This window comes from Micromonospora sp. NPDC003944, from assembly GCF_053605225.1.
On record NZ_JBSGIV010000030.1, the window covers coordinates 57,638 to 83,149 of the forward strand.

Sequence of the window (25,512 nt, forward strand, 5' to 3'; positions counted from 1 at the left end):
GGCCGGGCGTGAGCCGGTGCCACAGATCGGCTCAGGTCGTGCGCAGCTCGTCCAGCGCCGTGCTGGCGCGCAGGAAGAGCAGGCCGACACCGACCGTCACCAGCACCGCCGCCAGGGCGCCGGCGCCGAGCCACGCCAGGTGCTCCAGAGGTACGGGAACGGCTCGCTGCACCTCCGGGTAGTACACGATGCGGGAGTACTGCTCCTGGGTGGCAGGGTCGTCGCAGAGCGCGGCCGTGGCCTCGCAGATCAACGTCGACCCGCCGCCCGCTGACACCTCCGTTTCGAGGCCTCGGCCGAGCAGCGTGCCCACGGTGAGCGCGAGCAGGATCGCCGGCACGGCCGGCAGCAACGCCTGCCAGGCCACCGAACGGCCAAGCGTGGCGCGGGGCACCCCGGTGGCGACAAGTGCGGCGTAGGCGCGGCGTCGGGCAACGATCCCCTCGACCAGCGCGACGATCAAGCCGCCCGTCGCGATCAGGATGGCCACGGCGATCGCGCCGTCGACAAGATCCATCGTCGACAGGTAGAACGGGTTGGCGCCACCGTCCGCCCCGGCGATTCTGCTCTGCTCCCGCTCGATCTGGTCCTTCGTGGCGAAGTAGGCGCGCTGGGCCGCCGCACCCCCGCCGAAGATCAGGGCGGCGAGCAGCGCCGCGAACGTGCGGCTGCCAGCCCATGGATCGGCCATCAGCCGGCCCGCCGCGAGCAGGGCCGAGGCACGGCGGGCGTGCCGACGCAGCAACACCCCACACCGGTACGAGATCCAGCCGGTGCCGACCACCACCCCGATCATCGCCGCCAACGCACCCACCGTGAACAACAGCGGCACCAGCCAGGCCACCTCCGTCCGGTCGTCGACCCGAGCCAGCGCCGTGTCGATGAGCGCGAACGAGACCACGCCGACCCCGATCAGGATCCCGGCCCACGGGCCTGGCCCGCGCTCGCGGGCGGCCTTACGAATCACCCCGAGCGGGCTGGTGGTGACCGTACGCAGCATCAGGGCGGTGGCAAGCGCCGCGACGACCGGCAGACCGAACACCACACCGGCCACCGCGCCGGGCGACGGCAGCACGTCGGTGGGCAGGGCCAGTTGACCCCGGGCGTCCGGGCGGTGCAGCAGGCTCCGGCCGACCAGATAGGCACCCAGCCCGACAAGCGTGCCGAACAGAGCGGCCACGCCGGTCTCCACGACAACCAGCCTGGTGACCTGGCCCGGAGTGGCGCCGGCCAACCGCAGCGCGGCCAACCGGCGGTCCCGTGCCGGAGCGCCGAGCCGGGCACACTGACCGGCAAGCGCCAGCACCGGAATCATCAGCATCAGCAGCGCGAACGCCGTGCCGCCGCGCAACCCCGGCTCCACCAGCAGAGCGTTGTGGTACTGCTCCGACCACCTGTTCCGGTTCTCATCCGTCGCCAGAGGTGTGGGGATGGCCAACACGGTCAGCGCCGCGAGCCCGGCCAGGGTCGCCAGCAGGGCGCTGAGCGCCGTGAGCACCACCCGGGCGGTGTCGGCGCGGGTGCCGGCGAGCGCGAGACGGACCAGCGTCGTCGGCCTCACCGGGGGAGACCGCCGGCCAGCGGCACGTCCAGCCCCAGGCCGCTGTGGTCCACCAGGCCGTCGCGCAACACGACCTCCCGATCGGCGTACGCGGCGATCCGCGGCTCGTGCGTGACCAGCACGACTGCGGTGCGCTGCTCGCGGGCGAGCCGGACCAGTTGGGTGAGGACCTGCTCGCCGGTGAGCGTGTCCAGTGCACCTGTCGGCTCGTCCGCGAAGAGCACCCGAGGCTCGGTCACCAGCGCCCGCGCCGTCGCGCAGCGTTGCTGCTGACCCCCGGACATCTCACCCGGCCGGACGTCGGCCACCTCGGCCACCCCGAACCGTTCCAGCCAGTTGAGCGCCGCCGTCCGTGCCTCTCGCCGCCCCGTGCCGGCGAGGAGCAGAGGAAGTGCGACGTTCTCGGCGGCGGTCAGCTCGGCCACCAGTTGACCGAACTGGAACAGCACCCCGAACTCGGTGCGCCGCAGCCGGGACCGGGCCGCCTCCGACCAGGTGTCGATCCGCTGCCCGCGCCAGGTGACCTCGCCGGCGTCCGGCCGGAGGATCCCGGCCAGGCAGTGCAGCAGGGTCGACTTGCCGCAGCCACTCGGGCCGGTGACGGCGACGATCTCACCCTCGGCCACGTCGAGCGTCACACCGCGCAGAGCGGGCGTCGGGCCGTACGCCCGGACCACGCCGCGAGCCTGGAGTTGCGTCACGGATGCACCTCCCGGTGCCAGTCGGCGACCCGGCCCAGGGTGGCGTGCAGCCACCGCAGATCCGCGTCGAGGTGGGCGATCGCGAAGTCGGCCGCGACCACGTCGCTGAGGGTGGCGGCCACGTCGGTCTTGACCGCGGTCAGCTCGCGCAACCGTGCCGTGTGCGCGGCGCGCTGTGCCATCAGGTACGACCGGGCCCGTTCCACGTCGGCGACCAGCAGCGCCACCACGACCTTGGCGAAGAGCGTGCTCGCCACGTACGGCATGGGAGGCTCCACAGTGGACAACCACTGGTCCAGCGCGTCCCGCCCCTGGTCGGTCAGCGCGTACGCCGTGCGGTCCGGACCGGCCACCCGATCCTGCCCGGCGGTCGCCACCAGGCCGTCGCGTTCGAGCCGGCCGAGAGTGGCGTAGACCTGCCCGAACGCCAACGGCCGAGCCCGTGGCAGCCGCTCGTCGTGCGCACGCTTCAGCTCATAACCGTGCCGGCTGCCACCAGCCAACAACCCGAGCAGAACATGCGGCGTGGACACCCCGCCCACTATTCACCCAGCGAATACCCAAGTCAACACCCACCCACCCCACCCCACCCCCCACCCCGCCCGGACTCGGTTGATCAAGAGGTTTCCGTCACCAGCGCGCCGAAATCTGACCGAAACCCCTTGATCACCAGGGGAGGTGCAGGGGAGGTGGGGTGGGGGTGGGTGGGGTTAGGGGGTTTGGGGCCAGGTGGGGGTGCGGCCGGTTTGGGTCAGGAGGTGGGTCAGGTCGGGGGGCAAGTGGGGGGTGGAGGTGGGGGTGGGGGGTGGCAGCGGGTCGGCGAAGACGCCCATCTTGCGGGCGGTGGGGCCCAACTGCTCGACCAGGCTGTGCAGCTCGGCCACCGCCTCCGGAGCCGGGTGGTACGGCTGGTCGGTGGCGACCGCGAGGTCCCAACCGTGCACGGTCAGGTCCAGCAGGGCCATCCCGCCCACGACGGTCTGCGGCATGCCCATGCCCGGCGACACGCCCTCCAGGGTGGACGGGTCCGACCACGCCGCGACCAACCGGGAGGTCTCCACCTCGAACCGATCCCGCCAGCCGTCGCCGAGGTGGTCGGGCTTCTCGGCCCACTCCACCGGCTGCTTCGTGGCCAGCCCCTGGAAGTTGACCACCACCTGGAAGAGGTGGTTGAGCAGGTCACGGACCACGTAGTCGCGGCACGGCGTGGGCAGGTCGAGTTGGTCGTCGGCGATGCCGCGTACCACGTCGACGGTTCGTGGCGCGGCGGCGGCCAGCAGATGACTAGTCTGAGTGGACATAGGGCCAGCGTATGAGGGTGGTCTTGAACAAATGCGACAGCGACCGCGGGGCGACAGCCGGGGGATTCTCGATCCCGGGCGTCTGCTGCGTGAGGTGTCCTTCCGTCGGCACCTGCCGGCGGAGTGGCTGCGCCCGTGGGTCGAGCACTACTGGCTGATCGACTGGGCGTTGAGCGCGCCGTTCGAGCAGCGGGTCGTGCCGCACCCGGCGGTGAACGTGGTGTTCCGACGTGACGGCGACGACAGCAACAGCAGCGACGGCGGCAACGGCGCCAGGCCCGAGTCCGGCGAGGTGGCCGGGGTGGGCCGCCACCTGTTCCGGATCACGCTCCACGGCACCGGCCAGGTGTCCGGGGTGCAGTTCCGCCCTGGCGGCTTCCACGCGTTCTGGCGTCGCCAGGTCAGTGAGCTGACCGGGCGCAGGGTGCTGCTGCCCACCGGTCGGCTGACCCGCCCGGACATCCCGGTGCACGCGGGCGTACCCCCGGGACCACAGACGTCGGCGGCCGGTGACGACGCGCGTTGCCGGGCCTTGGACGCCCTCCTCACCGCGTGGCGGCCGGAGCCGGGCCCGATGGCCGACGAGGCCGTCCGACTGGCCGAGGCGATCCGTACCGACCGGACGGTGCTGCGCGTCGACGAGTTCGCCGCGCGGCACGACGTCCCGGTCCGCCGGTTGCAGCGGCTCTTCCTGGAGTACGTGGGGGTCGGGCCGAAGTGGGTGATCCGCCGCTACCGGCTCCAGGAGGCGGTCGAACAGGCCGCCGGTGGCCCGCTGAGCTGGGCCGACCTCGCCGCCGACCTCGGCTACAGCGACCAGGCCTACCTGGTCCGCGACTTCACCGCCGTGGCCGGGGTCTCCCCCGCCGCGTACGCCCGCTCGGTGCGCTGAGAGAGCCGGGACGGCTGACCGGGCGGACAGCTCAACGGCGGCGCAGGACGACCACCGCGACGTCGTCCTGGATCTCCGGCGGGGCCAACTCCACGAGCAGTCGGGCGCAGAACTGGTCCAGGTCACCGTCGACAGTCGCGGCGACCGAGGCGAGCGCGGCAAGCCCCTCGTCGATCGTGGCGTCCCGTCGCTCGATCAGCCCGTCGGTGTAGAAGACGAGCGTGGCCCCCGCCGGCACCACGAACTCCAGGTCGGCCGGCCGGGGGGCGCGGACGCCGAGCAGTGGCGCGGAGTGCTGCACGAACTCGACCTTGCCGTCCATGATCAGCAGTGGGGGAAGGTGCCCGGCACTCGCCAACCGGACCCGCCCGGTCGGCGGGTGCAGCAACAGCACGCAGAGCGTCGCCAACTCGTTCGGCAGCAGTGTGCGCATCAGCTCGTTGACCCGGTGCAGGATCTCGCCGGGCTGGTGACCCTCGACCGCGTACGCCCGCACCGCGTGCCGCAGCTCGGCCATCACTGTCGCCGCGTGCAGCGAGTGGCCGGCCACGTCCCCGATCGCCAGCAGCAGGTGCCCGTCGAGCATCACCAGCTCGTAGAAGTCGCCACCCACCTCGGTCTGCGCGCTGGCCGGCTCGTAGCGCACCGCGAGGTCGAGGCCGGCCACCGAGGGCAGCCCGCGCGGGAGCAGGCTGCGTTGGAGGGTGACCGCGATGCGGTGCTCCTCGTCGAACGAGCGTTGTGCCTCCACTGCGGCGGCCACCGCCTGGGCGAGCTGCACCAGCACCGGGGTCCGGGCGGTCTGGGTGACGGTCGGGACCACGACGTACAGCGGGGCCCGGTCCTCGCGCAGCCGGGCGGCGGCGACGGTCACCGTGTCGCCCGCCGGCCAGTCGACCAACGTCCAGTTCTCCGGGGTCTCCACCCGGACCGTGGGGCCGGTCGGCACTCCGGTGTCGTCGACGATCCACGGCACCACTGCGGCCTCCGCGCCGGGACCGGCGCAGATTCCCGCGAGACAGTCACCGTCGAAGGTTTCGGCGATCACCGCTGCCGGGCTCTTGAAGATCTGCGCGGCGCCCTCCGCGGCGGCCTCCAGCAGGCGCGCGAAGGTCGGCGCGGCGTGCACCGACACTGTCGTGTCGGCAAGCCCGAGCAGCCGCTCGGCGAGCAGTTCGGCCCGCTGCCGTGCCTGGTAGTAGCGCAGCACCGCCCGGGTGGTGGCGATCAGCTCTTCCGGTTCGATGGGCTCGGTCAGGTACGCGTCCGCGCCCCGGGTCAGCCCCTGGGCGCGGTCGGCCACGTCCACGGCGTGTGCCGACACGTGGATCACCGGCATCGCCGGGTGCCGCACCTTGATCTGTTCGCAGACCTCGTACCCGCTCAGGTCGGGCAGCCGGACGTCGAGGACCACCAGATCGATCCGCTCCACCTCGACCCGGGCCAACGCGTCGGCGCCGTTCTCGGCCTCCAACACGGTGAACCCGGCCCGGGTCAGCCAGCTGACCAGCAGGTAACGCTTGGTACGACTGTCGTCGACCACCAGGATGGTTGTCGGCATGCCGTCCACGCCGTCACGCCCCGCCGATGGGCAGGGAGACTGTGAATGTGCTGCCCTGACCGGCCGCGCTTGTCAGCTCCAGCGTCCCGCCGAGCAGCGTCACCAACCGCCGGGCGTACGGCAGGCCGAGGCCGGTGCCGCCGACCCGGGTGGCGCCCGGCACCTGGTAGAACTCCTCGAAGATCCGGTCGTGCAGCTCCGGAGCGATGCCCGGCCCGGTGTCGCTGACCTCGAACTGCCACCGGTCGCCGTGCTGGCTGGCCCGCAGTCGCACCTCGCCGCGCTCGGTGAACTTCAGCCCGTTGTGCAGCAGGTTGCGCAGCACCTGGCCGATCAGCACCTCGTCGGTGCGCAGCAGGGCCGGCGCGGCGGGCTCCTCCACGATCAGCTCCACCTCAGCTCGGGTGGCGAGCGCGCGCAGCGTGCCGCGCAGTTGACCGAAGACCGGGCGCAGGTCGACGTCGGTCAGCTCCGGCTCGATCCGACCGGACTCCGCCTTGGCCAGGTCGAGCAGCTCGTTGACGAGGTTGAGCAGGTCCGCGGCGGACGAACGGATCAGGTCGACCTGGCGGCCCTGTTCGTCGGTGAGCGGGTCGGAGGCGGAGTCGGTGAGCAGCCGCCCCAACCCGATGATCGCGGTGACCGGGGCCCGCAGCTCGTGGCTCACGTTGGCGAGGAACCGGCTCTTCGACTCGCTTGCCGCACGGAGCTGGGCCGACTTCTCGTCCAACTCGGCGTAGAGGGCGACCACGCCGCGGTTGGTCTCCTCCAGCTCCTCGGTGAGCTGGTTGTAGAGGGCCAGCACGCCGCGGTTGGTCTCGGCCAGCTCGTCGTTCAGCACGGCCAGCTCGTCGCGCTGGCTGCGCACCTCGTCGAGGGCGGCGATGAGCTGCCCGTTCTGCACGGTCAGTTCGTCCAGCGCGCTGGCCGGCGCGGTACGGCCGAGTTCGGTGCGGAACTCGGCGAGCCGCTCCGTGGTCGGCGTCGGCGCGTTGGCCGGGACTCGTCGGGACATCCTCACGACCGTAACCCCCTCGACGGTCGACACGCTCAACGTGTCGACCAGTCGGGACACCGCACCGGACTGCGGCTCGTATCGGTCACCCGGTAGCGGGGTCACCGGTGCCAGGTCGGCGCGCAGGTGGAACCGGCCGTCGGCGCCCGCGTCGACGTGGAAGGTGACGTCCGCTCCCCCGGTCGTCCGCAGCAGATCCCGGGCCACCTCGCTGAGCGCGGTGGCGATCCGCACCTGGTCCTGGTGTTCGAGGCCGACCACCGCGGCCACCTCGCGGCCTCGTTGGCGGATCACGAAGATGTCCTGCTCGACCCGCAGGGCCATCTGCAGCAGCGGCAGGGCCGCGGGTTCGTCGCTCATGCCCAGGACCTCGCGACAAGTACGCAGGCGTCGTCGCGCCGCACACCGGCGTCGCGCAGCAGCGTGGCCGCCATCACCAGCGGCGACTTCTCCGCCAGACCCGGGTAGTCGGCCAACCGCCACCGGTCGACCACCCCGTCGCTGTGCATCACCAGTCGGGCTCCGGAAGCGAACGGGTACGCGTACTCCCGGATCGTCGGCCGTTGGTGGCCGGCGATACCTGGCAGCGACACCAGCCCGCGACGCTGGCCGTCGGCGTCGACGACCACGCCGGAGATGTTGCCCAGGCCCGCGTAGTGCAGCACCTCGGTCTCGGCTGCCAGCTCGGCGACGGCGAGCGCGGCACCACGGGTGTGCGACATCCTCCGGTGCAGGTGGCCGACCACCGTCGCCGGTGGGCCGGCCGGGGCGTCGCGGAACGCGGCGAGCGCCGCGTCGGTGGCGGCCCCGGCCAGCGGGCCGTGCCCCAACCCGTCGCTGACAAGCACCTGGTGCCGTCCGTCGGCGACGCGCACGGCGTACCCGTCGCCACTGACCGTCTCGCCGGTCAGTGGCCGGGTGAGGGCTTCGGCCCAGGACGGCCGGGCAGCCTCGGCCGGCCAGACCTGCACGGCGAGGACCGTGCCCCGGCCGAGCAGCGAGTATCCGTCGAACCAGCTTGCCTGCCGGACGATGGCGCCCAGGCCGATGCCGAGGGTGCCGGCGGTGGAGTGCCCGTCCTGGGACGAGACGGTCAGGTCGGCCATGCCGGGCCCGGAGTCGATGGCCACCAGCTCCACCCCGGCCTGCCCGGCGCGGCGTACCGGCCGGAGCAGCAGGACACCCTCGTCGGCGTGCTTGACCAGGTTGCTGGTCAGCTCGGCGGCGACGATGGCGAGGTCGGCGATGCGTGCCGCGCCCATCTCCACCTGCGCGCCGAGACGTTCGGCGGCACGCCGGACGGCGCTCGCCGCGCTGCTGGCCTCGACCCGGAACCAGATGCCACTGTCGGTGACCGCGTCGGCGTTCACCGTGCCCACTTGGTGACGGTGATCCGGGTGCCGGTCTCCGCTGACGTCTCGATCTGGAACTCGTCGACCAGGCGTCGGGCGCCGCTGAGCCCGAGGCCGAGCCCGCCGCCGGTGGTGTAACCGTCGGTGAGCGCCAGGTCGAGGTCGGGGATGCCCGGCCCGGAGTCGGCGAACACGATCTGCACGCCCTTGCGTCGAGCGTTGTCCACGACCGCCACCTCGACCGAACCGCCGCCGCCGTACACCAGGGTGTTGCGGGCCAACTCGCTCGCGGCGGTGACCACCTTGGTCTGGTCGACGAGGGACAGCTTGACGGCCACCGCCACGGCGCGGACCAGTTGCCGGACGCGCACCACGTCCTCGTCGCTCCGGATCGCCTGCGCCTGCGGGTGGCCCAGGTCGATGCCCGCGGTCACGGCGTGGCCGTCTCGGCGTCCGGATCGTCGTCGAGCTGGAGATCGAGCTCGTCGGCGCGGGCCGCCGCGACCAACTCCATGCCGCGCTCGACGTTCAGCGCGGTACGGATGCCGTTGAGCGACAGCCCCAGTTCGACAAGGGTGATGGCGACGGCCGGGCGCATCCCGACGACAACCGTCTCCGCGTCGAGCACCTTGGAGATCGACGCGATGGTGGAGAGCATCCGCCCGACGAAGGAGTCGACGATGTCCAGCGCGGTGATGTCGATGATGACGCCGTGGCAACCGGTTGCCACGATCCGCTCGGCGAGATCCTCCTGGAGCTGGACCGCTGTCTGGTCGGACATGTCCAGCTGGATGGAGACGAGCAGGATGTCACCGATCTTGAGGATCGGCACACGTTCCATCAGATGTCCCTACGCGGCTGGCGGCGGGCGGTCTCCACCCCGGTGAGCCGCAGCACGTGCCGCAGCGCGTCGGCGAGGCTCGCCTTGGTGGCGATGTCGCCGAACTCGATGCCGAGCGCCACGATGGTCTGCGCGATCTGGGGCCGGATGCCGGAGATGATGCAGTCGGCACCCATCAACCGGGCGGCCACCACGGTCTTCAGGATGTGCTGGGCGACCTGCGTGTCCACCGCCGGTACGCCGGTGATGTCGATGATCGCGTACGGCGAGCCGGTGTCGACGAGGGTCTGCAGCAGCCGTTCCATGACGACCTGGGCCCGGGCCGAGTCCAGGGTGCCGACGAGCGGGACGGCGACGACACCCTCCCAGAGCTTGACCACCGGCGTGGAGAGCTCGAGCAGCTGCTCGGCCTGGTCGGCGATCAGGCTCTCGCGGGTGCGGACGAAGCTCTCGAAGGTGTAGAGCCCCATCTCGTCGACGAGCTTTGAGAAGGCGACGTAGTCCTGCAGCGCGCTCGGGCCGCCGGCCTCGTGCAGCAGCTCGGCCAGCACGTCCTTCAGGGCGAAGACGCTGATCGTGGTCTCGGTGGCGGAGAAGCCCTGCCGGGCCCGACCACTTGACAGCTCGGAGAGCGCGGCGCGCAGTTCACCGGCGCTGTCGGCGGACAGGTCGATGGTGCCCTGCTCGCCGGTGGTGACGATCGCGCGGTGCAGATCCTGCACCTGTCGGCGCAGCTCTGCCTGGCTCAACCGGCCCCGCAACGAACTGGTGACGATCTCGGTCCACCGAGACGTGACCCGGTCGGCCTCCCCGCCGAGCAGCGCGACGAGCCGACCACTTTCTTCGGTGCTCAACGCCATTTCGAACCCCCTTGACCTGGACCGGGCGGACTCTATCACCGGGAGCTGATCAACTACTTGCCCCGTAGCAACGGAATGACGATGGCCACCGGATCACGGCTCCCGTTCTGCATCGGGCCCGGGTCTTGGGATACCGTTCCCCCGATAACAGGAGGTCTGGCGAATGTCGTTGACGGTGCACACGGAACAACGCGGCGACGTGGTCGTCGTGTCGGTCGCGGGCGAGCTGGACATGGCCACCGCACCGCAGCTGCAGGACCAGATCACCGACCTGCTCGACAAGGGCCGCAACCGGCTGGTGTTCGACCTGGCGGACGTCTCGTTCTGCGACTCGACGGGGCTGTCGGTCTTCGTCCGCGCCAAGAACAGCTGCGACGAGGCTGGCGGTGTGGTCCGACTGGCCGCCCCGCAGCGCGGGGTGCTGCGCATCCTCGAGGTGAGCGGGCTGGTCGAGGTGCTGCACACCTACCCGACGGTGGATGAGGCAGTCGCCGGCGAACCGACGCCGGCTTCCTCCTGACCGCAGTGATCGGTCACTCGTCCTCGACGTAACGGGGACGAGCGATCGCCATGCCCGCAGTCGTCTGCACGGCGAGCGCGCCCAGCAGGAACCCGATGGGTGCCGTCCAACCGCCGGTCGCCTCGTAGAGGATGCCGACCATCAGCGGTCCGAGGGCGGCGATCACGTACCCGGTGCTCTGCGCGAACGCGGAGAGCGCGACCGTCCCCTCGGCGGTGCGGGCGCGCAGGCCGATGGCGGTCAGGATCATCGGAAAGGCGCCCTGACCGATCGCCAGCAGTGCGACCCAGAGCAGCGCGGCACCGTGCGGCGCGAGCGCCAACCCCAGGTAGGCAAGCGCCGACGCGGTGGTCAACCCCAGCACCAGCGGGCGCAGGGTGCCGAGTCGGCCGGCCAGGGTGGGCATCAGCAGCGCGATCGGCACGCCGAGCGCGGTCACCCCGGCGAGCAGCAGTCCGGCCGACTCAGGGTGGTATCCGGCGTCACGGAACAGCTGGGCCAGCCAGCCCATGATCGCGTACCCGCTGAGTGACTGCGCCCCGAAGTACACGGCCATCGCCCAGCCGAGCCGGGTCCGCGCCGGGCGGACCCGCGGCGGCGCGGCGACGGCCGCCGTCGGGGTCACCCTCCGTGCGGCGGCGCGGGTCCGCAGCGCCAGCGGCACCCACGGGAGTACGGCCACCGCGGCCATCGCGGCCCAGACGCCGAGCCCGGCCCGCCACGACCCGAAGGCGTGGGCGATCGGCACCGCGGAGGCGGCGGCCACCGTCGTGCCCACGGTCAACGCCATCGTGTACGCCCCGGTGACCAGGCCGGTGCGGTGCGGGAAGTGCTGCTTGACGAGCATCGGCAGCAGGATGTTGGCGACCGCGATGCCGGACAGCGCCAGCGCGCTGGTGAGCACGAAGATCCAGGCCGAGTCGGTGGCGACCCGGAGCACCTGGCCGACGGCGAGGGCGAGCATGGCGACCACGAGCACCCGGGCCGGCGCCACCCGGCGGACCAGCCACGGGGTGAGCGCGCCGAGGCCGGCGAACGCGATGGTCGGCAACGTGGTGACCAGACCGGCGGTGACGCCGGAGAGGCCCAGCCCGTCGCGGACCTCGTCGAGCAGCGCGCCGAGGCTCGTCACCACGGCACGCAGGTTGAGCGCGACCAGCAGCATCCCGACCAGCACCAGCGCGCCACCTGTCGCCGGGTGCGTCCGCCGGCCGGCACCGGGGTCCCCCGTCGGGCGTGGGTCGACGGCGACGGGGGCGGGCAGCGCCGGAGCGGCGGTTGGTGGCGGGGTCATGACCGCTAACCTACAATCATGGGATGAATCTGGGCTTGGTGATGTAACCAGTGCCACCGTCGGTCGAATTCCCCTCCGTGCCGCCGCGCGGCCACCGGGTCCGGCAGACCACCGAGCAACTCCGCGCCCGGATCCTCGGCGGCGAATGGCCGGTGGGCGGGCGCATCCCCACCGAGCCCCAACTTGTCGCCGCGTTGGGCGTCGGGCGCAACACGGTCCGCGAGGCCGTCCGCGCCCTGGTGCACGCCGGGGTGCTCGAGTGCCGGCAGGGCTCCGGCACCTACGTGGTGTCCACCGACGAACTGGCGCCGGTGGTCGCTCGCCGGCTGGGCGACGACCGGATGACCGAGGTCGTCGAGGTACGCCGCGCCTTCGAGGTGGAGGCCGCCCGGCTCGCCGCGCTGAGGCGTACACCCGAGGACCTGGCGGCGCTCGACGGCGCGCTCGCCCGGCGCGAGGCCGCCTGGCACGGCGGCCAGGTCGACGCGTTCGTGGAGGCCGACGCGGCGCTGCACACGGCGGTGGTCGCCGCCGCGCACAACGCCATGCTCGCCGAGCTGTACGCCTCGGTCGGCACCGCCCTGCGCAGCACGGTCGCCCAGGCCATGGGTGGGGCGCTCACCCCCGAGCGCTACGTCGACCACACCCGCTTGGTCGAGGCGATCCGGGCCGGCGATCCCGGCCGGGCGGCGCTCGAAGCCGGCGCTTTTCTGGAACCCGCCGAACGGGCATAGGTTGTGCCGGACAGAAAAGCGGACACCTCGGGAGTACGGATGCTCAAGGGCTTCAAAGACTTCATCATGCGCGGCAACGTCGTCGACCTGGCGGTCGGTGTCGTCATCGGCGCCGCGTTCACGGGCGTGGTCACCCAGCTCACCAAGTCGTTCCTCGACCCGCTGATCCGGGTCTTCGTGCTGCTCATCACCGGTAGTGACAAGGGTCTGGCGGGCACGGCGCCCGAGTTCCGCGGCATCCCGTTCGACTGGATCGCCTTCGTCAACGCGGTGATCACCTTCATGCTGACCGCGGCGGCGCTCTACTTCCTGGTCGTCTACCCGATGAACCGGCTCGCCGAGCGGCGCAAGCGGGGCGAGGAGCCGCCGCCCTCGGCGCCGAGCGAGGAGGTCAAGCTGCTCACCGAGATCCGGGACGCCCTGGTCTCCGCCGGCCACACCACCCCCGGTCAGCAGCGCGGGGCGCTCGACGACGTGCTGGGCCGCCGTACCGAGCCGCCGACCCAGCGCTGACCCACACGAATGCACATCGGCCCCTGTGGGATTCCCGCAGGGGCCGCACTTTCTCGTACGTGTGTTCGATAGAGTCCCGCCATGGAGCAGCGGAAGCACTGGTGGAACGGGAAGTGGGGGCGGCTGGCCCGGCGGGACGTCTTCCTGCGGGTGGACGCCGATCGGTGGCACGTCGAGCAGCGGGCCGGCGGCGCCGAGGGCATCTCCCGTTTCTACGAGTACGGCAGTGCGGACGAGGCCGAGGAGACCGTCCGGGCCCTGCTCGACGGCCCGGACACCTGGCGGGAGCTGTCCCCCCGCCCGCCCGGCGGCTGGACCCTCTCGAACGGCTGAGCAGGCGGGACGCTCTCCGACCCTTCAGCCGCCTCAGGCGGCGTTTAGTGGCGCGCCGCCCTGGGAACCGCAGCGGGATGGACCAGCAGGACGAGCAGCAGGCGACCATCTCGCGGATCACCACCGGGATGCCGGTGATCGACTCAGCCGGCACCGAGGTCGGCACCGTGGACCTCGTCCAGCGAGGCGACCCGAACGCGGTGACCGTCCAGACGCCGACCGCCGACCCGGGCAGCAGCCTGGACGAGCTGATCGAGGCGACCGCGGTCGAGGAGCCGGACGTCCCGGCCGACCTGGCGGCGCGGCTGCTGCACAGCGGCTACCTGAAGGTCTCGACCGATCTGACCCGCACCGGCGCGGTCTACGTACCGGCCGACCGGATCGGATCGGTGGCCGACGGCCGGGTCCTGCTGGCCGTCGGTGTGGCCGAACTGCCGCCCGAGGAGTGATCCCACCGCCCTGATCGACTCGGGTTCACGGAAGTCGGGGTGTCCGAAGCTTCGAAACACCCCGACTTCATGAAACCCGAGTGGATCTACCCCTCGCGGCAGAGGCGGGGGCGTCCGCCGCGACGGGGGCGGGACCACCCGGTCCGGCGAGGGCGGGGGTGGAGGGGCGGCGGAAGAGCAGCAGCATCAGGCAGCCCGCGACCAGGCCCCAGAACGCGCCGCCCACGCCGATCAGCGTCACCCCGGACGCGGTCACCACGAAGGTGACCACGGCGGCTTCGCGGGTCGTCGGGTCGGTCACCGCCGAGGCGAGCGCGGTGGCGAGTGCGCCCAGTAGCGCCAGCCCGGCGACCGCCTCGATCAGGATCGGTGGGGCGACCGCGACCAGCGTGGTGGCCACGCCGGCGCCCAGGCCGAGCACGGCCAGCCCGGCGCCGGCGGTGACCGAGGCGATCCACCGGCGCTCCGGGTCCGGGTGCGCGTCCGGTCCGGCGGCCAGTGCTGCGGTGATCGCCGCGAGGTTCACCGCGTGCCCGCCGGCCGGGGCGGCGAGGAGACTGGCGAGGCCTGTGGTCCGCAGCGCGGCGCCGAACGGCGGCCGGTAGCCGTAGCCGACGAGCACCGCCATGCCGGGTACGTTCTGCGCGGCCATGGTGACCAGGAACAGCGGCAGGGCCAACCCGACCAGGGCGGACGCGTTCCAGGCCGGCGCGGTCAGCGTGACCGACGGGATGAGCGAGGTGCCGGTCAGGCCCGCCGGCGGCGTGGTCAGTGCGATCGCCACCACCGCCACCACGAGCGCTCCGGGCACCGCCCAACGGCGGGCGAACCGGTGCAGCAGCAGCCAGCCGACCACCACCGGCCCGGCCACCACCGGTAGCTCGACGAGCGCGCGGACCGGGGCCGTACACAGCGGTAGCAGGACCCCGGCGAGCATCGCGCCGGCCACCGGCTTGGGGATGGCGGCGACCGCCCGGCCGAGTGGCGGGAACAGCCCGGCCGCGACGATGAGCAGGCCGGAGACGAGGAAGGCGCCCACCGCCACCCGCCACCCGCCCGGCGGCGGCCCGGTCGCCACCAGCAGCGCAGCGCCCGGTGTGGACCAGGCGGCGCTCATCGGTATCCGGTATCGCCAGCCCAGCCAGGCGGCGACCAGCCCGCTCGCCACGCAGAGAGCGAGCAGGCCGGAGGCGGCCTGTGCGTCCGACGCGCCCACCGCTCGGAGCCCGGCCAGCACGACGGTGAACGAACTGGCGAAGCCCACGAGCGCGGTCACCGCACCCGCAAGCACCGGCTGTACGCGTCCGACCACTCCACCCTCCCGACTGTTCCGTTTACGGAACGGCAGCGTGTAGCACGATAGCCGGGTGCCGCACCCACCACCAGCCCCGCGTCCGGGCCTCGACGTGGATCCCGCAGTCGTCGGACGCCGCGTCCGTGCTCTGCGCGAGGAGCAGGGGATCTCGCTGTCCACACTCGCCCGACTCGCAGGTGTCGGAAAGGCCACCCTCTCTGGTCTGGAGAACGGCACCCGCAACCCGACCCTGGAGACGCTCTGGGCGGTCACCGCGCAGCTCGGCGTACCCTTCACCGCCCTGCTGGCCGAGCCGACGGCCGAGCCCACCGTGCACGGCACCGCGGTCACCGCCACCCTGTTGGAGGTGTTCACCGACACCGACGCGACCTACGAGCTGTACCGGATGCGGGTCGCCCCCGGCGTCGTGCAGCTCTCCCCCGCCCATGCGCCGGGGGTCACCGAGCACATCACCGTCTTCGCCGGGGTGCTGCGCGCCGGGCCGGCCGACGCACCGCTGACCGCTCCAGCCGGCGGGCACCTCCGTTGGGTGTCCGACGTGCCACACAGCTACGCGGCGGTGGGCGACGAGGAGGTAGCCGCCAGCCTGCTGCTGCGCTATCCGCGCCGCTGAGATCGGGCCGACCGGTCACGGACCGTCGTCCCGTCGACGAAAATCGCAATCATTTCTCGACCGAGGTAGGAGGCGTAGAGACGAATGCGGGTTGTTCTTGGCAAGCTTGACCCCATGACGCTGATCCTCCGCTCGGTCATCCTCAACGACATCGGCTTGGTGCGCACCAACAACGAGGACTCCGCCCTCGCCGGTGACCGCCTGATCGCCGTCGCCGACGGCATGGGGGGGCTGCCTGCGGGCGAGGTGGCGAGCGAGATCGTGATCCGGATCCTGGACGAGCTGGCTCCGCCCACCGACCCCGACGGCGCGGCCGACGCCCTGCGTGCCGTGGTCAGCACCGCCAACCAGCGCATCCACGCCGCGATCACCGTCGACCCGAGCCGGGACGGCATGGGTACGACGCTCACCGCGGCGCTGCTGGCCGGGGAGACGCTGGTGCTGGCCCAGGTGGGTGACTCCCGCTGCTACCTGTTGCGCGACGGGGAGCTGACCCAGCTCACCCGGGACGACACCTTCGTACAGGCGCTCGTCGACCAGGGCACCCTCTCTCCCGAGCAGGCCCGCCACCACCCGCAGCGGTCCCTGGTGACCCGGGCCGTGCAGGGCGCCGACACCCCACCCGCGGTCGGCGTGCTCACCGTGGTGCCCGGCGACCGGCTACTGCTGTGCAGCGACGGGCTCTCCGACTACGTCGAGGACGAGGCCATCGCCGCCGCCCTGGGCATGTACGCCGACCGTCAGCAGTGCGGTGAACAGTTGGTGAAGTTGGCCCACCACGCCGGCGCGCCGGACAACGTCACAGTCGTCGTCTCCGACGTCGTCGCCCACTGAGCCACCGGCCCGGACGGCCCGGTCAGCAGCACGCGGATCGGGCCAATCCGGTTGCTGCGACCTGCGTGGCGGGTTGAGATGGGCGAATGACCATCCGCCGGGTGACCGACGACGACCGTCTCACCACCAGCTTCCCGCTGGCCGCGTACGCCTTCGAGTCCTCGCCCCTCAGCGCTTCCCGGACCGCGGAGTTCCGCGACTACCTGCCCTACAACCAGGGCAACCGGACGCTGATCGCCGAGGAGGACGGCACCACGCTTGCCGCCGTCTCGGCCATTCCGATGCGGCAGAACCTGCGCGGGGTGGTGCTGCCGATGGCCGGTGTCGCCGGGGTGGCGACCCATCCGCTGGCCCGCCGGCAGGGGCACGTCCGGGCGTTGCTGCACCAACTCCTCGACGAGATGCGCGACGAGGGGCACCCGGTCAGTGCGCTCTATCCGTTCCGGCCCAGCTTCTACGCCCGGTTCGGCTATGCCGGGCTGCCCAAGCCGCGCCGGGTCACCTTCACGCCGGCCCACCTGGGCTCGCTGCTCCGAATGGACCTGCCCGGCGAGGTCGGTTGGGAACGCGTCGCCGCCGGCTATCCGGTGTGGCGGGCGTTCACCGAACGCACCCTCCAGGAGCGACACGGCTTCGCGATCTTTCCGGACCACCGGGCGGTCGGGATGCGCGACCGTGACGAGTACTGGCTGCTCACCGCCCGGGTCGGCGGCGAGGTCACCGGCGCGGTGACGTACCGGATCGACGAACACGGTGGCACGCTGCACGGCAACGAACTGCTTGTCTCCGATCCGCTCGCGCGGGCGCTGCTGTTGCAGTTCTTCGCCCGGCACGTCGACCAGATCGAGCGGATCACCGTCCAGGTTCCGCCCGACGAGTTGCCCGAGCTGTGGTTGACCGACCTGGACGTGCACGTCGAGGCGCGTACGGCCGTCCCGATCTCGTCCGCGCCGATGGCGCGGTTGCTGTCGCTCGACGCGTTGCGCGGGCTACCCGCCGGCCCGGGTCGGGTGCGGATCGAGCTGACCGGGGACCGCTGGCTCTCCGGCACCCACCTGCTCGACGGTACGACCGGCGAGCTGGAGTTGGTCGACGACAGCACCGGCCGGGCGCCGACCGCCACGCTCACCGCCGCCGGGCTCTCCGCCCTCGCGTACGGGGTGCTGGACCCGGCCGAGCTGCCGCTTCGCGGTCTGGGTGAGGTGCCGGTGGATGCCGCCACGGAACTGCGTGGCATCTTCCCCCGCCGGGTGCCGTACCTCTTCGCCGACTTCTGAGCCTTCCTCACGAACGGGTTTGCCGGCCCGGTGACCGTGGGTAGGGTCCCGCGAATGCCGGAGTGGTTACAGGCGGGTGGGTGGGGCCTGCTGGCCGGGTCAGCTCTGCTGGTCGGGGCGGCGGTCGGCTGGTTCGCGCGGGTGCCGCAGCGCATCATCGCGTTGATCATGGCCTTCGGGGCGGGGGTGCTGCTCTCCGCCGTGTCGTTCGAGTTGATCGCCGAGGCGCACGCGCAGGGCGGGCTGCTGCCCACCGCGCTCGGCGCTGCCGCTGGTGCGGTGGTCTACACGCTTGCCAACCTGGCGCTCGCCCGTCGTGGTGCACGGCATCGGAAGCGGTCCGGCGACCAGCAGCCCTCGGAGGGGGAACAGCCCGGTTCCGGGTCGGCGCTCGCCGTCGGGGCGCTCCTGGACGGCGTACCGGAATCGGTTGTGATCGGCGCGAGCCTGCTCAGCGGCGGCGCGGTCAGCCTGGTCACGGTGGCCGCGGTGTTCCTCAGCAATGTTCCGGAGGGGCTGTCGAGCGCGGCCGGCATGCGTCAGGCCGGCCGCAGCCGACGGTACGTGTTCCTGCTCTGGACCGGGATCGCGCTTGTCAGTGGTGTCGCCGCGCTTGTCGGCAACACGCTGCTGGGTGGTGCGCCGCCGGAGGCGCTCGCCGCCATCACGGCGCTGGCCGCCGGGGCGATCCTCGCCATGATCACCGACACCATGGTCCCGGAGGCGTTCGAGAACGCGCACCTCCTGGTCGGTCTGATCACGGTCGCCGGCTTCCTGACCGCCTTCGCCCTCTCCCACGCCTGATGATGGCGTCTCAGCAGCGCATCAAGCCGGCTCGGCGGATTCGTCTGGGCCGCCGCAGGCCGGCCAGGGACTTTGACACACGCCCTAGCATCACGGGGTGCGCATGACGTCGCTTGCCGCTCTCCTCGTCCTCGGTGTCGCTGCCGCGACCCTGCCCGCCTGCGCGCCCAACGACCCGGCCCCCACGTTCGAGGCCGGCTCGTCCGCGTCACCGACGCCGCCGTCGACGAGCGGTCCGGCCGAGGCACCGGGGGCCCGCGACGGCCTCGGCGGCCCCGGGGCCAGCGCGAGCCCGAAGCCCACCACCACGGTGCTCGCGGCCGGCAACCCGAACGGCAGGGCCGCAGTGCCGGCCGAGGCGCGGGCGGTGGACACCTCCAAGCCGACCCGGACCATCGGCACCGGCACCCCGGCGAGTTGCACCTCCGCAGCCGTCGTGAAGGCCGTCGCGGCCGGCGGCGTCATCAGGTTCAACTGTGGACCGGCCCCGGTGACGATCAAGATGGCCGCCACCGCGAAGGTCCGCAACGCGAACGGGCCGAAGATCGTGCTCGACGGCGGCGGCACCGTCACACTGAGCGGCCAGGGGCAGCGCCGCATCCTCTACATGAACACGTGCGACGAGGCCCAGGGCTTCACCACCTCGCACTGCCAGAACCAGGACCACCCGCAGCTCACCGTGCAGAACCTCACCTTCGCCGACGGCAACTCCACAGGCGAGAGGGCCGAGGGCGGCGGCGGTGGGGCGATCTTCGTACGCGGCGGGCGGCTGAAGGTGGTCAACTCGCGCTTCGTCCGCAACCGCTGCGACCGCACCGGCCCCGACCTGGGTGGCGCGGGCATCCGGGTGCTGAGCCAGTACGAGAACAAGCCGGTGTACGTGGTGGGCAGCACCTTCGACGGCGGTTCCTGCTCCAACGGCGGGGCGCTGAGCAGCATCGGCGTGTCCTGGGTGGTGCTGAACAGCCTGCTCCGGAAGAACGAGGCGATCGGCAGCGGGGCCAACCCGGCCAAGTCCGGTACGCCGGGCGGCGGCAGCGGCGGCGCGATCTACTGCGACGGCAACGAGTTCACCGTCCGGATCGCCGGCACGATCATCGAGAACAACAGGGCCAACGAGGGCGGCGGCGCGATCTTCTTCGTGAGCAACAACCGCACCGGCACAATGAAGATCGAAAGCTCGACCCTGCGCCGCAACCCGAGCGCCGGCTTCGAGACCCGCGGCTTCCCCGGCATCTTCTTCCTGGGCGCCCGCAACCCCACGATCACAAACTCCAAACTCTCCTAACCCCACCCCCACCCCCACCCTGCGCCCCCCGGTTGCCCCCGGCGCCCCCGGCGCCCCCGGCGCCCCCGGCGCCCCCGTTGGTGATCAAGAGCTTTCGGTCAGGAAACGCCGCCCCGATGACCGAAAGCTCTTGATCAGCAAGCTGAGGGCTGGGGGCGGGGTGGGTGGGGGTGGGGGTGGGTCAGTAGGGGTTTCCTTCGCCCGGGGGGCGGGCGTGGAGGAGGGCGGCGGGGCGGCCGGGCAGGTCTCGCGCGCCGGACATCGGCGGGCTCGCCGTGTGGTCGCTGTGGGCCATGCCGGCGAAGAGTTCCTGGAGCGCCGTCAGCGCACTGATCTTGGGCTGCCACCCCAGCTCGGTCTCCGCGCGCTCACTGGACATCAGCGGGGCGTTCAGACCCAGCTCCACCCACCCCGCGTCGACAGGTTGCAGCCGCGCCCGCCAGGTCAGCGCCGCCGCCGCCCGCAGCACCGGCGCGGCGACCGGCACCGTCCAACCATGGAAGTGCCGGGCCACCAGCTCCGGAGTGAGCACCGGGTCCGCGGCGACATTGAAGGCGCCGCGCGCATCACCCAACACCGCCCGGGCGTACGCATCGGCCACGTCGTCGGCGTGCACCGCCTGCATCCGCAAACGACGGTTCGTCGGTACGAGGGGTATCCGGCCGAAGCGCAGCAGCCGTACCGGCGCGAGCGGGCCGAGGAAGTACCGCGTGATCTCCACGCCGGCGGCCCGCTGGAAGACCAACCCGGGTCGCATCCGCACCACCCGCAGCGTCGGGTGATCCCGCTCGACCCCGTCCAGCAGCGCCTCCACCTCCGCCTTGTGCTCGCTGTACGAGGAGCCGGCCACACCGGTGGCCGGCCACCGCTCACTGATCGGGTGGTCCTTCGGGCCGGGTGCGTACGTGCCGACCGACGAGGCGTACACCAGGGCCGGCACCCCGGCCTGGACCACCGCGTCGATCACCGCCCGGCTGCCCTCGACGTTGGTCCGGCGCAGCACCCGCTGGTCGTGGCTGGGCTGGATCTGCCAGGCCAGGTGCACCACCGCGTCCGCACCCGCGCAGACCTCGGCGAGCTGCCCGGCCGCGCCCGGCGCGCCGATGTCGCAGGAGTGCCACTCCACCTGGTCGTACGGCTCGCCGGCGTCAGGGCCGGGCAACCGCCGAACGACCCCGGCCAGCTCCACGCCCCGCTCGCGGCGCAGCCGCCGCAGCAAGGCCGTACCGACGTTGCCGCTCGCCCCCACCACCACGATCCGCATGCCCGACCCCGTACCCGCCCAGCCGCAGCTCAACCACCCACGCCCGCCGCCCACGCCCCGCCGCCCGCGGCTTGATCCACTCGACTTCCTGAAAGTCGGGGCATCCAAGCCCGCACAACAGCCCGACTTCCTGAACCCCGAGTCGATCAAGGGCGAGCTGGGTGAAGAGCAGGTACGCGGAGCCATCGACGGTCGGCCGGAAGCCGAGAGTCGTCGACGCTCACCGTCGGGTAACCTGAGCGCGCGGGCCGCTAGCTCAATGGCAGAGCTGTGGACTTTTAATCCATAGGTTCAGGGTTCGAGTCCCTGGCGGCCCACCACAGCGACCACCTGAAACGTGCCAGCGGGCCCACACCGCTCGCCCCGCGACGGCTGGCACAGCGATCGCCCAGCTCGGCACGCTCGCCGGGGCGACACTTCCCACTCCAGGCGGCCCGACATACGGCGACGTTTCGGGTCGAGAGCGCGCCGACCGGCGACGAGCACGAAGCCTGGCGCTGAGGGCTGACGTAGATATCCTCTTCAGGTGCTGGCCCGTGTGGAGATCGTTGACACGGGTCCGGCACTGCGAAGGGACAATCGACATGCCCCGTGTGGTACCGGCGGTCATCCGCGCACTCGACGTCCTCGAACTGTTCCTGGACTGCCCCCAGCTGTCGGCCCGGCAGGTGATGGAGCGACTCGATCTGCCCCGCACGACCGTGCACGAGTTGCTCGTCACGCTCGAGGCTCGCGCGTACCTGATCTCCGTGCCGGGGCAGCCGGTGCAGTATCGGCTCGGCATGCCGCTGTTCCAGCTAGGCGCGGCGTTCGCGGGTCGGCTTGATCTGGTACGCGAGGCGCAGGGCGTGGCGCGGGACATCGCCGCCGCGTGCGACGAGGCGGTCCACGTGGCCGTGCTCGACGGCGCCGACGTCATCTACCTCGTGAAGTTCGACAGCACCCATCCCGTCCGGATGGTCTCCGGTGTCGGGCTGCGGCTGCCCGCTCACTGCACGGCCGTCGGCAAGGTACTGCTGTCGGCCCTCGACCAGGAGGACCTGGACGCCGTCCTGCTGAAGGATCCCCTGCCGGGCATGACGCCGGACAGCATCACCGATCCGGACCTTCTCCGTGAGCACCTCGAACGTGTCCGGGTGGAGCGCGTCGCGGTCGACATCGGCGAGTCGGACACCGCCATGCGCTGCGTCGCTGCGGCGATCCGGGACCATTCCGGGGCCACCATCGCGGCGATGAGCCTGTCCGCACCGATCATTCGTTGGACCCCGCAGGCACAGGTGGAGTGGACCGGGCTGGTTCGCGAGGGAGCGGCGACGCTTTCTGCTCGGATGGGCTACCGGGTGCAGCCTCGGTAGAGCCGGCCTCCCGTTTTCGGCTCGAAACAACATCGAAACATTGACATTCGTGACGGCGCTGGCCTAGCGTCGCGACCACTCGATACGAAATCTCGAACTCAGTTCGAAATCTCGAACGGTGGTGGTCCCGTGGCCCGACCGAACTGGAACGTCAGCACCGCTTCCTCGGCCCGGTCGCCGATCGCCCCGACCTCATCGCGCTATCCGGCGAGTGGCACGCGGATTCTCTCGCGCGACCCACTCGGTCGCCAAGGCAGCGCGACGGTGAGCGGCGGCGCGAACGAGCCCGTCGTCACCGCGGCAAGCCCACGACCGTCGACAGCGAGTAGCTCGCGAACGCACTGATCGACGCGGGCGACGCGTCCGCGGTCGCCCGCACAGGCACACCCGAAGCACAGGCACGCCTTCGGCGTGCGGTGGTGCGGGGACTTGAAGGAGGCGAATGTTCATGGAGATCAAACCGGGGTGGTCACGGCGCGGCGTCCTGGGGATGGGGGTGGGGGTGCTCGGCGCGGCCGGTCTGGCCGCGTGTGGGGGCGACTCCGACCCACCCACGAAGGTGCAGCCGGAGGTTCCGCAGGAGCTGATCGACGCCGCGGCGGCGGTGAAGGGCTCCTCGATGGGGATGCTGTCGCAGAAGCTGTACTCGACTGCGGCGAACGAGGCCCTCGACAGCTCGATCAAGAAGTTCGCCGACACCACCGGAACGAAGATCGAGAACAGCCTGGTCCAGGCCGACGCCGGTGACGTCGTGGCCAAGATCCACGCTGAGGTCGAGGGCGGGGTGGCCCGCGACCTGGCGTTCATGACCGACTCACGGTTCGTCGCACAGTTCCAGGCGCTCGGCGACCTGGAGGACGTGACGGACGTCGTCCAGGCGCTGACCGCCAAGTACGGCGAGCCCTGCGCGGAGGCCAAGAACTTCTGCGTCTTCGACGGCAAGTGGTACGCGATCCCGTACCACTTCATCGGCATCGGCTCGTTCCTGCGCAAGGACTGGATGCAGGACAAGGGCATCACCCCGAAGGACATCTACAGCTGGGAGGAGTTGCGAGACGTCTGCCTGGAGATCTCCGACCCGGGCAAGCGCCGGTTCGGCTGGGGCATGACGGTGAACCGGTCCGGTGACGGCAACGGCATGATCGAGGCGTTGATCAACGCGTACGGCGGGTCGATCGCCTCGAACGACGGCCGGAAGGTCACGTTCAACTCGCCCGAGACGGTGCAGGCGGTGACCTTCCTCGGCGACATCTACACCAATTCCAAGTACAAGCCGATGTTGCCCCCGGGGATCGCGAGCTGGACCGACACCAGCAACAACGAGAACTGGCTCGCCGGGATCCTCGGCTACACCCGCAACCAGTTCAGCGTCTACGCGGACTCCCGGACCAAGAAGAACCCGGTGCACGCGAACACCCACGTGTTCTCCGACTGCATCGGGCCGGCGACCGACAACCCGCTGCTGCTCGGTCAGTCGCAGGGCTTCGTCGTCTTCAAGGGCGCCAAGAACTCCGCGCTCGCCAAGCTCCTGGCGCAGTACCTGGTCAGTGCACCCGCGCTGCTCGGGGTGGCGAAGGAGGCACCCGGCCTGGTGATGCCCGCCTGGCAGAAGGTCTGGGACGCCGACCCGTTCTTCACGAGCGGCGACCCGGCGTTCCCCATGCTGCGGAGGATCACTGAGCTGAAGCTGCCGCTGAACACGAAGAACGGCCTGACCTTCCCGCAGAAGGCCAGCGCGGGCCAGCAGGCGGTGGGATCGGCCTACGTCCTGACCGACATGATGCAGCAGGTCGTGCAGGGGACGTCACCGGCGCAGGCCGTGACGGCCGCCCACGCGAAGATGGTGCAGATCTTCAACCAGCAGGGGCTGCGACAGTGACGGTCCGCCCGGTGCGGGTCCCGACGGTGCGGAACTCCCCGCCGTCGGGACCCGGCTCTCTCACCGCCGTCCAGCGGCGACTGGGGCGTGACTGGCGGCTGGCGGCACTGTTCCTGGCGCCGATGGCCGTGCTTGTCGGCGGACTCGTCCTCGTGCCGATCGCCCGGTCGATCGTCACCAGTACCACCGAACGGCACGGGCAGGACAGCGTCTTCGTCGGCCTGGACAACTACCTCGCGCTCATCGGCGACGACCAGTTCCACACCGGCGTGGTGAACTCGTTCGTCTTCACCGCGTACGCCGAGGTTTTCAAGGTCGTGCTGGGGTTGGCCGCAGCCCTGCTGCTGCACCATCGCCGCCGTGGCCGGGCCCTGCTGACCGGCCTGCTCCTGGTGCCGTGGGTGGTGCCGACGGTGGTGACGGCGTTCAGCTGGCGCTCGCTGCTCGACCCGATCTTCGGCAGCGTCAACACGCTGCTCACCGCCACCGGGATCGGGCCGCTGCTGGCAAGCGCGCACCTGGTCGACAGCTGGCCCGCAGGCTGGCTGTCCGACCCGTCGCTGGCCATGCCGTCGGTGATCCTGGTCAACGTCTGGAAGGGAGTGCCGTTCTTCACCGTGTGCTTCCTCGCCGGGTTGAAGGCCATCCCGGCTGACCTCTACGAGGCGGCGACGATCGACGGCGCCTCGGCGTGGCAGCGGTTCGCGAACGTGACGCTGCCCGGACTGCGTCACGTGATCACCGTGACGGTGACCCTGTCGTCGATCTGGACGTTCAACAACTTCGACCTCGTCTGGCTGCTGACGCAGGGCGGTCCGGGTGACGTGACAGCGCCGTACGTGCTCATCGCGTACTCAAAGGCGACGCTTCTATAGGTGGGCCGGTTCCGGGAGGTTGGCATCGGTAGGGTTCGACGTCGGTGATCGACGAGTGACTCATGCAAGATCTGGCCGCCA

The 25,512-nt window shown here is 71.4% G+C and carries 27 protein-coding genes and 1 tRNA gene; 15 read left to right on the plus strand and 13 right to left on the minus strand.

All coding sequences use genetic code 11. From position 1 onward, the window contains the following. Nucleotides 1-31: 31 nt before the first annotated feature. From ACWER9_RS16885 to ACWER9_RS16900, 4 genes are all read right to left on the minus strand, one after another. On the minus strand, nucleotides 32-1,561 hold the full coding sequence (locus ACWER9_RS16885; protein WP_452302692.1) for an FtsX-like permease family protein: 1,530 nt from the start codon (nucleotides 1,559-1,561) through the stop codon (nucleotides 32-34). Continuing rightward, on the minus strand, nucleotides 1,558-2,262 hold the full coding sequence (locus tag ACWER9_RS16890) for an ABC transporter ATP-binding protein (protein WP_452302693.1): 705 nt from the start codon (nucleotides 2,260-2,262) through the stop codon (nucleotides 1,558-1,560). The genes ACWER9_RS16885 and ACWER9_RS16890 overlap by 4 nt, the downstream gene beginning before the upstream one ends. After that, entirely contained in the window at nucleotides 2,259-2,795 is a 537-nt protein-coding gene (locus tag ACWER9_RS16895; protein ID WP_452302694.1) for a PadR family transcriptional regulator, read from the minus strand. The genes ACWER9_RS16890 and ACWER9_RS16895 overlap by 4 nt, the downstream gene beginning before the upstream one ends. A 177-nt stretch (nucleotides 2,796-2,972) precedes the next feature. After that, nucleotides 2,973-3,563 carry a TIGR03086 family metal-binding protein gene (locus ACWER9_RS16900; protein WP_452302695.1) on the minus strand — a complete coding sequence of 197 codons (591 nt, stop codon included), beginning with the start codon at nucleotides 3,561-3,563 and terminating at the stop codon, nucleotides 2,973-2,975. A 31-nt stretch (nucleotides 3,564-3,594) separates the two neighbouring features. On the opposite strand from ACWER9_RS16900, the gene ACWER9_RS16905 reads away from it, so the two are divergent. After that, nucleotides 3,595-4,455 (plus strand): DUF6597 domain-containing transcriptional factor, encoded by an 861-nt coding sequence (locus ACWER9_RS16905; protein ID WP_452302696.1) that lies wholly within the window; start codon nucleotides 3,595-3,597, stop codon nucleotides 4,453-4,455. 31 nt (nucleotides 4,456-4,486) lie between these two features. Here ACWER9_RS16905 and ACWER9_RS16910 read toward each other — a convergent pair whose 3' ends face one another. From ACWER9_RS16910 to ACWER9_RS16935, 6 genes are read right to left on the minus strand one after another with little or no spacing between them, the layout of a single operon-like run. Next, the gene (locus ACWER9_RS16910) at nucleotides 4,487-6,016 is read right to left on the minus strand and encodes a SpoIIE family protein phosphatase (protein WP_452302697.1); all 1,530 of its coding nucleotides are present in this window, start codon (nucleotides 6,014-6,016) and stop codon (nucleotides 4,487-4,489) included. Nucleotides 6,017-6,029: 13 nt separating this feature from the next. Beyond that, nucleotides 6,030-7,391, minus strand: coding sequence for an ATP-binding protein (locus tag ACWER9_RS16915; RefSeq protein WP_452302698.1), 1,362 nt, complete (start codon nucleotides 7,389-7,391; stop codon nucleotides 6,030-6,032). Then, complete coding sequence (locus tag ACWER9_RS16920) at nucleotides 7,388-8,401, minus strand: SpoIIE family protein phosphatase (protein ID WP_452302716.1); 1,014 nt, start codon at nucleotides 8,399-8,401, stop codon at nucleotides 7,388-7,390. The genes ACWER9_RS16915 and ACWER9_RS16920 overlap by 4 nt, the downstream gene beginning before the upstream one ends. Next, nucleotides 8,398-8,817: an ATP-binding protein gene (locus ACWER9_RS16925; RefSeq protein ID WP_452302699.1), complete on the minus strand. Its 420-nt coding sequence runs from the start codon at nucleotides 8,815-8,817 to the stop codon at nucleotides 8,398-8,400. The genes ACWER9_RS16920 and ACWER9_RS16925 overlap by 4 nt, the downstream gene beginning before the upstream one ends. After that, nucleotides 8,814-9,224 carry an STAS domain-containing protein gene (locus ACWER9_RS16930; protein WP_357347948.1) on the minus strand — a complete coding sequence of 137 codons (411 nt, stop codon included), beginning with the start codon at nucleotides 9,222-9,224 and terminating at the stop codon, nucleotides 8,814-8,816. Before ACWER9_RS16930 ends, ACWER9_RS16925 begins: the two co-directional genes overlap by 4 nt. Next, on the minus strand, nucleotides 9,224-10,084 hold the full coding sequence (locus ACWER9_RS16935) for an STAS domain-containing protein (RefSeq protein ID WP_452302700.1): 861 nt from the start codon (nucleotides 10,082-10,084) through the stop codon (nucleotides 9,224-9,226). Before ACWER9_RS16935 ends, ACWER9_RS16930 begins: the two co-directional genes overlap by 1 nt. A gap of 163 nt (nucleotides 10,085-10,247) precedes the next feature. Between ACWER9_RS16935 and ACWER9_RS16940 the strand changes: the two genes are divergently transcribed. Beyond that, complete coding sequence (locus ACWER9_RS16940) at nucleotides 10,248-10,604, plus strand: STAS domain-containing protein (RefSeq protein ID WP_007454464.1); 357 nt, start codon at nucleotides 10,248-10,250, stop codon at nucleotides 10,602-10,604. A 13-nt stretch (nucleotides 10,605-10,617) separates the two neighbouring features. Here the strand turns inward: ACWER9_RS16940 and ACWER9_RS16945 are convergent, their stop codons facing one another. Further along, the gene (locus ACWER9_RS16945; RefSeq protein ID WP_452302701.1) at nucleotides 10,618-11,898 is read right to left on the minus strand and encodes an MFS transporter; all 1,281 of its coding nucleotides are present in this window, start codon (nucleotides 11,896-11,898) and stop codon (nucleotides 10,618-10,620) included. A 50-nt stretch (nucleotides 11,899-11,948) separates the two neighbouring features. Here ACWER9_RS16945 and ACWER9_RS16950 point away from each other — a divergent pair, with 50 nt between their 5' ends. The 4 genes from ACWER9_RS16950 (at nucleotide 11,949) to ACWER9_RS16965 (ending at nucleotide 13,927) form a co-directional block, all read left to right on the plus strand. Continuing rightward, nucleotides 11,949-12,632: a FadR/GntR family transcriptional regulator gene (locus ACWER9_RS16950; protein WP_452302702.1), complete on the plus strand. Its 684-nt coding sequence runs from the start codon at nucleotides 11,949-11,951 to the stop codon at nucleotides 12,630-12,632. 39 nt (nucleotides 12,633-12,671) lie between these two features. Further along, nucleotides 12,672-13,145, plus strand: coding sequence for a large conductance mechanosensitive channel protein MscL (gene mscL, locus ACWER9_RS16955; protein ID WP_452302703.1), 474 nt, complete (start codon nucleotides 12,672-12,674; stop codon nucleotides 13,143-13,145). Nucleotides 13,146-13,226: 81 nt separating this feature from the next. Beyond that, entirely contained in the window at nucleotides 13,227-13,478 is a 252-nt protein-coding gene (locus ACWER9_RS16960; protein ID WP_452302704.1) for a hypothetical protein, read from the plus strand. Nucleotides 13,479-13,555: 77 nt separating this feature from the next. Continuing rightward, nucleotides 13,556-13,927 carry a hypothetical protein gene (locus ACWER9_RS16965; RefSeq protein WP_238683206.1) on the plus strand — a complete coding sequence of 124 codons (372 nt, stop codon included), beginning with the start codon at nucleotides 13,556-13,558 and terminating at the stop codon, nucleotides 13,925-13,927. A 67-nt stretch (nucleotides 13,928-13,994) separates the two neighbouring features. Here the strand turns inward: ACWER9_RS16965 and ACWER9_RS16970 are convergent, their stop codons facing one another. Continuing rightward, entirely contained in the window at nucleotides 13,995-15,239 is a 1,245-nt protein-coding gene (locus ACWER9_RS16970) for a benzoate/H(+) symporter BenE family transporter (protein ID WP_452302705.1), read from the minus strand. 55 nt (nucleotides 15,240-15,294) lie between these two features. Here ACWER9_RS16970 and ACWER9_RS16975 point away from each other — a divergent pair, with 55 nt between their 5' ends. The 5 genes from ACWER9_RS16975 to ACWER9_RS16995 all read left to right on the plus strand — a co-directional run bounded on the left by ACWER9_RS16975 (nucleotide 15,295) and on the right by ACWER9_RS16995 (nucleotide 20,058). Next, nucleotides 15,295-15,855 (plus strand): helix-turn-helix domain-containing protein, encoded by a 561-nt coding sequence (locus tag ACWER9_RS16975; protein WP_452302706.1) that lies wholly within the window; start codon nucleotides 15,295-15,297, stop codon nucleotides 15,853-15,855. Nucleotides 15,856-15,969: 114 nt separating this feature from the next. Next, nucleotides 15,970-16,689 (plus strand): PP2C family protein-serine/threonine phosphatase, encoded by a 720-nt coding sequence (locus ACWER9_RS16980; RefSeq protein ID WP_357347963.1) that lies wholly within the window; start codon nucleotides 15,970-15,972, stop codon nucleotides 16,687-16,689. 101 nt (nucleotides 16,690-16,790) lie between these two features. Beyond that, nucleotides 16,791-17,966: a GNAT family N-acetyltransferase gene (locus ACWER9_RS16985; protein ID WP_452302707.1), complete on the plus strand. Its 1,176-nt coding sequence runs from the start codon at nucleotides 16,791-16,793 to the stop codon at nucleotides 17,964-17,966. 54 nt (nucleotides 17,967-18,020) lie between these two features. Beyond that, nucleotides 18,021-18,770, plus strand: coding sequence for a ZIP family metal transporter (locus ACWER9_RS16990; RefSeq protein ID WP_452302708.1), 750 nt, complete (start codon nucleotides 18,021-18,023; stop codon nucleotides 18,768-18,770). Nucleotides 18,771-18,873: 103 nt separating this feature from the next. Then, entirely contained in the window at nucleotides 18,874-20,058 is a 1,185-nt protein-coding gene (locus ACWER9_RS16995; protein ID WP_452302717.1) for a hypothetical protein, read from the plus strand. Nucleotides 20,059-20,239: 181 nt separating this feature from the next. Here ACWER9_RS16995 and ACWER9_RS17000 read toward each other — a convergent pair whose 3' ends face one another. Beyond that, entirely contained in the window at nucleotides 20,240-21,322 is a 1,083-nt protein-coding gene (locus ACWER9_RS17000) for an NAD-dependent epimerase/dehydratase family protein (RefSeq protein ID WP_452302709.1), read from the minus strand. A gap of 245 nt (nucleotides 21,323-21,567) precedes the next feature. Here ACWER9_RS17000 and ACWER9_RS17005 point away from each other — a divergent pair. The 4 genes from ACWER9_RS17005 (at nucleotide 21,568) to ACWER9_RS17020 (ending at nucleotide 25,431) form a co-directional block, all read left to right on the plus strand. Beyond that, nucleotides 21,568-21,642, plus strand: a tRNA-Lys gene (locus tag ACWER9_RS17005). Nucleotides 21,643-21,906: 264 nt separating this feature from the next. Continuing rightward, complete coding sequence (locus ACWER9_RS17010) at nucleotides 21,907-22,677, plus strand: IclR family transcriptional regulator (protein ID WP_452302710.1); 771 nt, start codon at nucleotides 21,907-21,909, stop codon at nucleotides 22,675-22,677. A gap of 448 nt (nucleotides 22,678-23,125) precedes the next feature. Further along, a complete protein-coding gene (locus tag ACWER9_RS17015) occupies nucleotides 23,126-24,556 on the plus strand; it encodes an extracellular solute-binding protein (RefSeq protein ID WP_452302711.1) in 1,431 nt (476 codons plus the stop codon). Between the two features lie 11 nt (nucleotides 24,557-24,567). After that, nucleotides 24,568-25,431, plus strand: a complete 864-nt coding sequence (locus ACWER9_RS17020) for a carbohydrate ABC transporter permease (RefSeq protein ID WP_452302712.1) — start codon at nucleotides 24,568-24,570, stop codon at nucleotides 25,429-25,431. Nucleotides 25,432-25,512: the final 81 nt, after the last annotated feature.

Excerpts from the sequence above, each read along its gene's own strand:
- mscL (WP_452302703.1), top strand. The coding sequence starts at position 12,672 with ATGCTCAAGGGCTTCAAAGACTTCATCATGCGCGGCAACGTCGTCGAC.
- ACWER9_RS16960 (WP_452302704.1), top strand. The coding sequence starts at position 13,227 with ATGGAGCAGCGGAAGCACTGGTGGAACGGGAAGTGGGGGCGGCTGGCC.
- ACWER9_RS17015 (WP_452302711.1), top strand. The coding sequence starts at position 23,126 with ATGGAGATCAAACCGGGGTGGTCACGGCGCGGCGTCCTGGGGATGGGG.
- ACWER9_RS16910 (WP_452302697.1), bottom strand. The coding sequence starts at position 6,016 with ATGCCGACAACCATCCTGGTGGTCGACGACAGTCGTACCAAGCGTTAC.
- ACWER9_RS16995 (WP_452302717.1), top strand. The coding sequence starts at position 18,874 with ATGACGTCGCTTGCCGCTCTCCTCGTCCTCGGTGTCGCTGCCGCGACC.
- ACWER9_RS17000 (WP_452302709.1), bottom strand. The coding sequence starts at position 21,322 with ATGCGGATCGTGGTGGTGGGGGCGAGCGGCAACGTCGGTACGGCCTTG.
- ACWER9_RS16980 (WP_357347963.1), top strand. The coding sequence starts at position 15,970 with ATGACGCTGATCCTCCGCTCGGTCATCCTCAACGACATCGGCTTGGTG.
- ACWER9_RS16965 (WP_238683206.1), top strand. The coding sequence starts at position 13,556 with ATGGACCAGCAGGACGAGCAGCAGGCGACCATCTCGCGGATCACCACC.
- ACWER9_RS16915 (WP_452302698.1), bottom strand. The coding sequence starts at position 7,391 with ATGAGCGACGAACCCGCGGCCCTGCCGCTGCTGCAGATGGCCCTGCGG.
- ACWER9_RS16930 (WP_357347948.1), bottom strand. The coding sequence starts at position 9,224 with ATGGAACGTGTGCCGATCCTCAAGATCGGTGACATCCTGCTCGTCTCC.
- ACWER9_RS16900 (WP_452302695.1), bottom strand. The coding sequence starts at position 3,563 with ATGTCCACTCAGACTAGTCATCTGCTGGCCGCCGCCGCGCCACGAACC.
- ACWER9_RS16905 (WP_452302696.1), top strand. The coding sequence starts at position 3,595 with ATGCGACAGCGACCGCGGGGCGACAGCCGGGGGATTCTCGATCCCGGG.
- ACWER9_RS17010 (WP_452302710.1), top strand. The coding sequence starts at position 21,907 with ATGCCCCGTGTGGTACCGGCGGTCATCCGCGCACTCGACGTCCTCGAA.
- ACWER9_RS16990 (WP_452302708.1), top strand. The coding sequence starts at position 18,021 with ATGCCGGAGTGGTTACAGGCGGGTGGGTGGGGCCTGCTGGCCGGGTCA.
- ACWER9_RS16935 (WP_452302700.1), bottom strand. The coding sequence starts at position 10,084 with ATGGCGTTGAGCACCGAAGAAAGTGGTCGGCTCGTCGCGCTGCTCGGC.
- ACWER9_RS16940 (WP_007454464.1), top strand. The coding sequence starts at position 10,248 with ATGTCGTTGACGGTGCACACGGAACAACGCGGCGACGTGGTCGTCGTG.
- ACWER9_RS16945 (WP_452302701.1), bottom strand. The coding sequence starts at position 11,898 with ATGACCCCGCCACCAACCGCCGCTCCGGCGCTGCCCGCCCCCGTCGCC.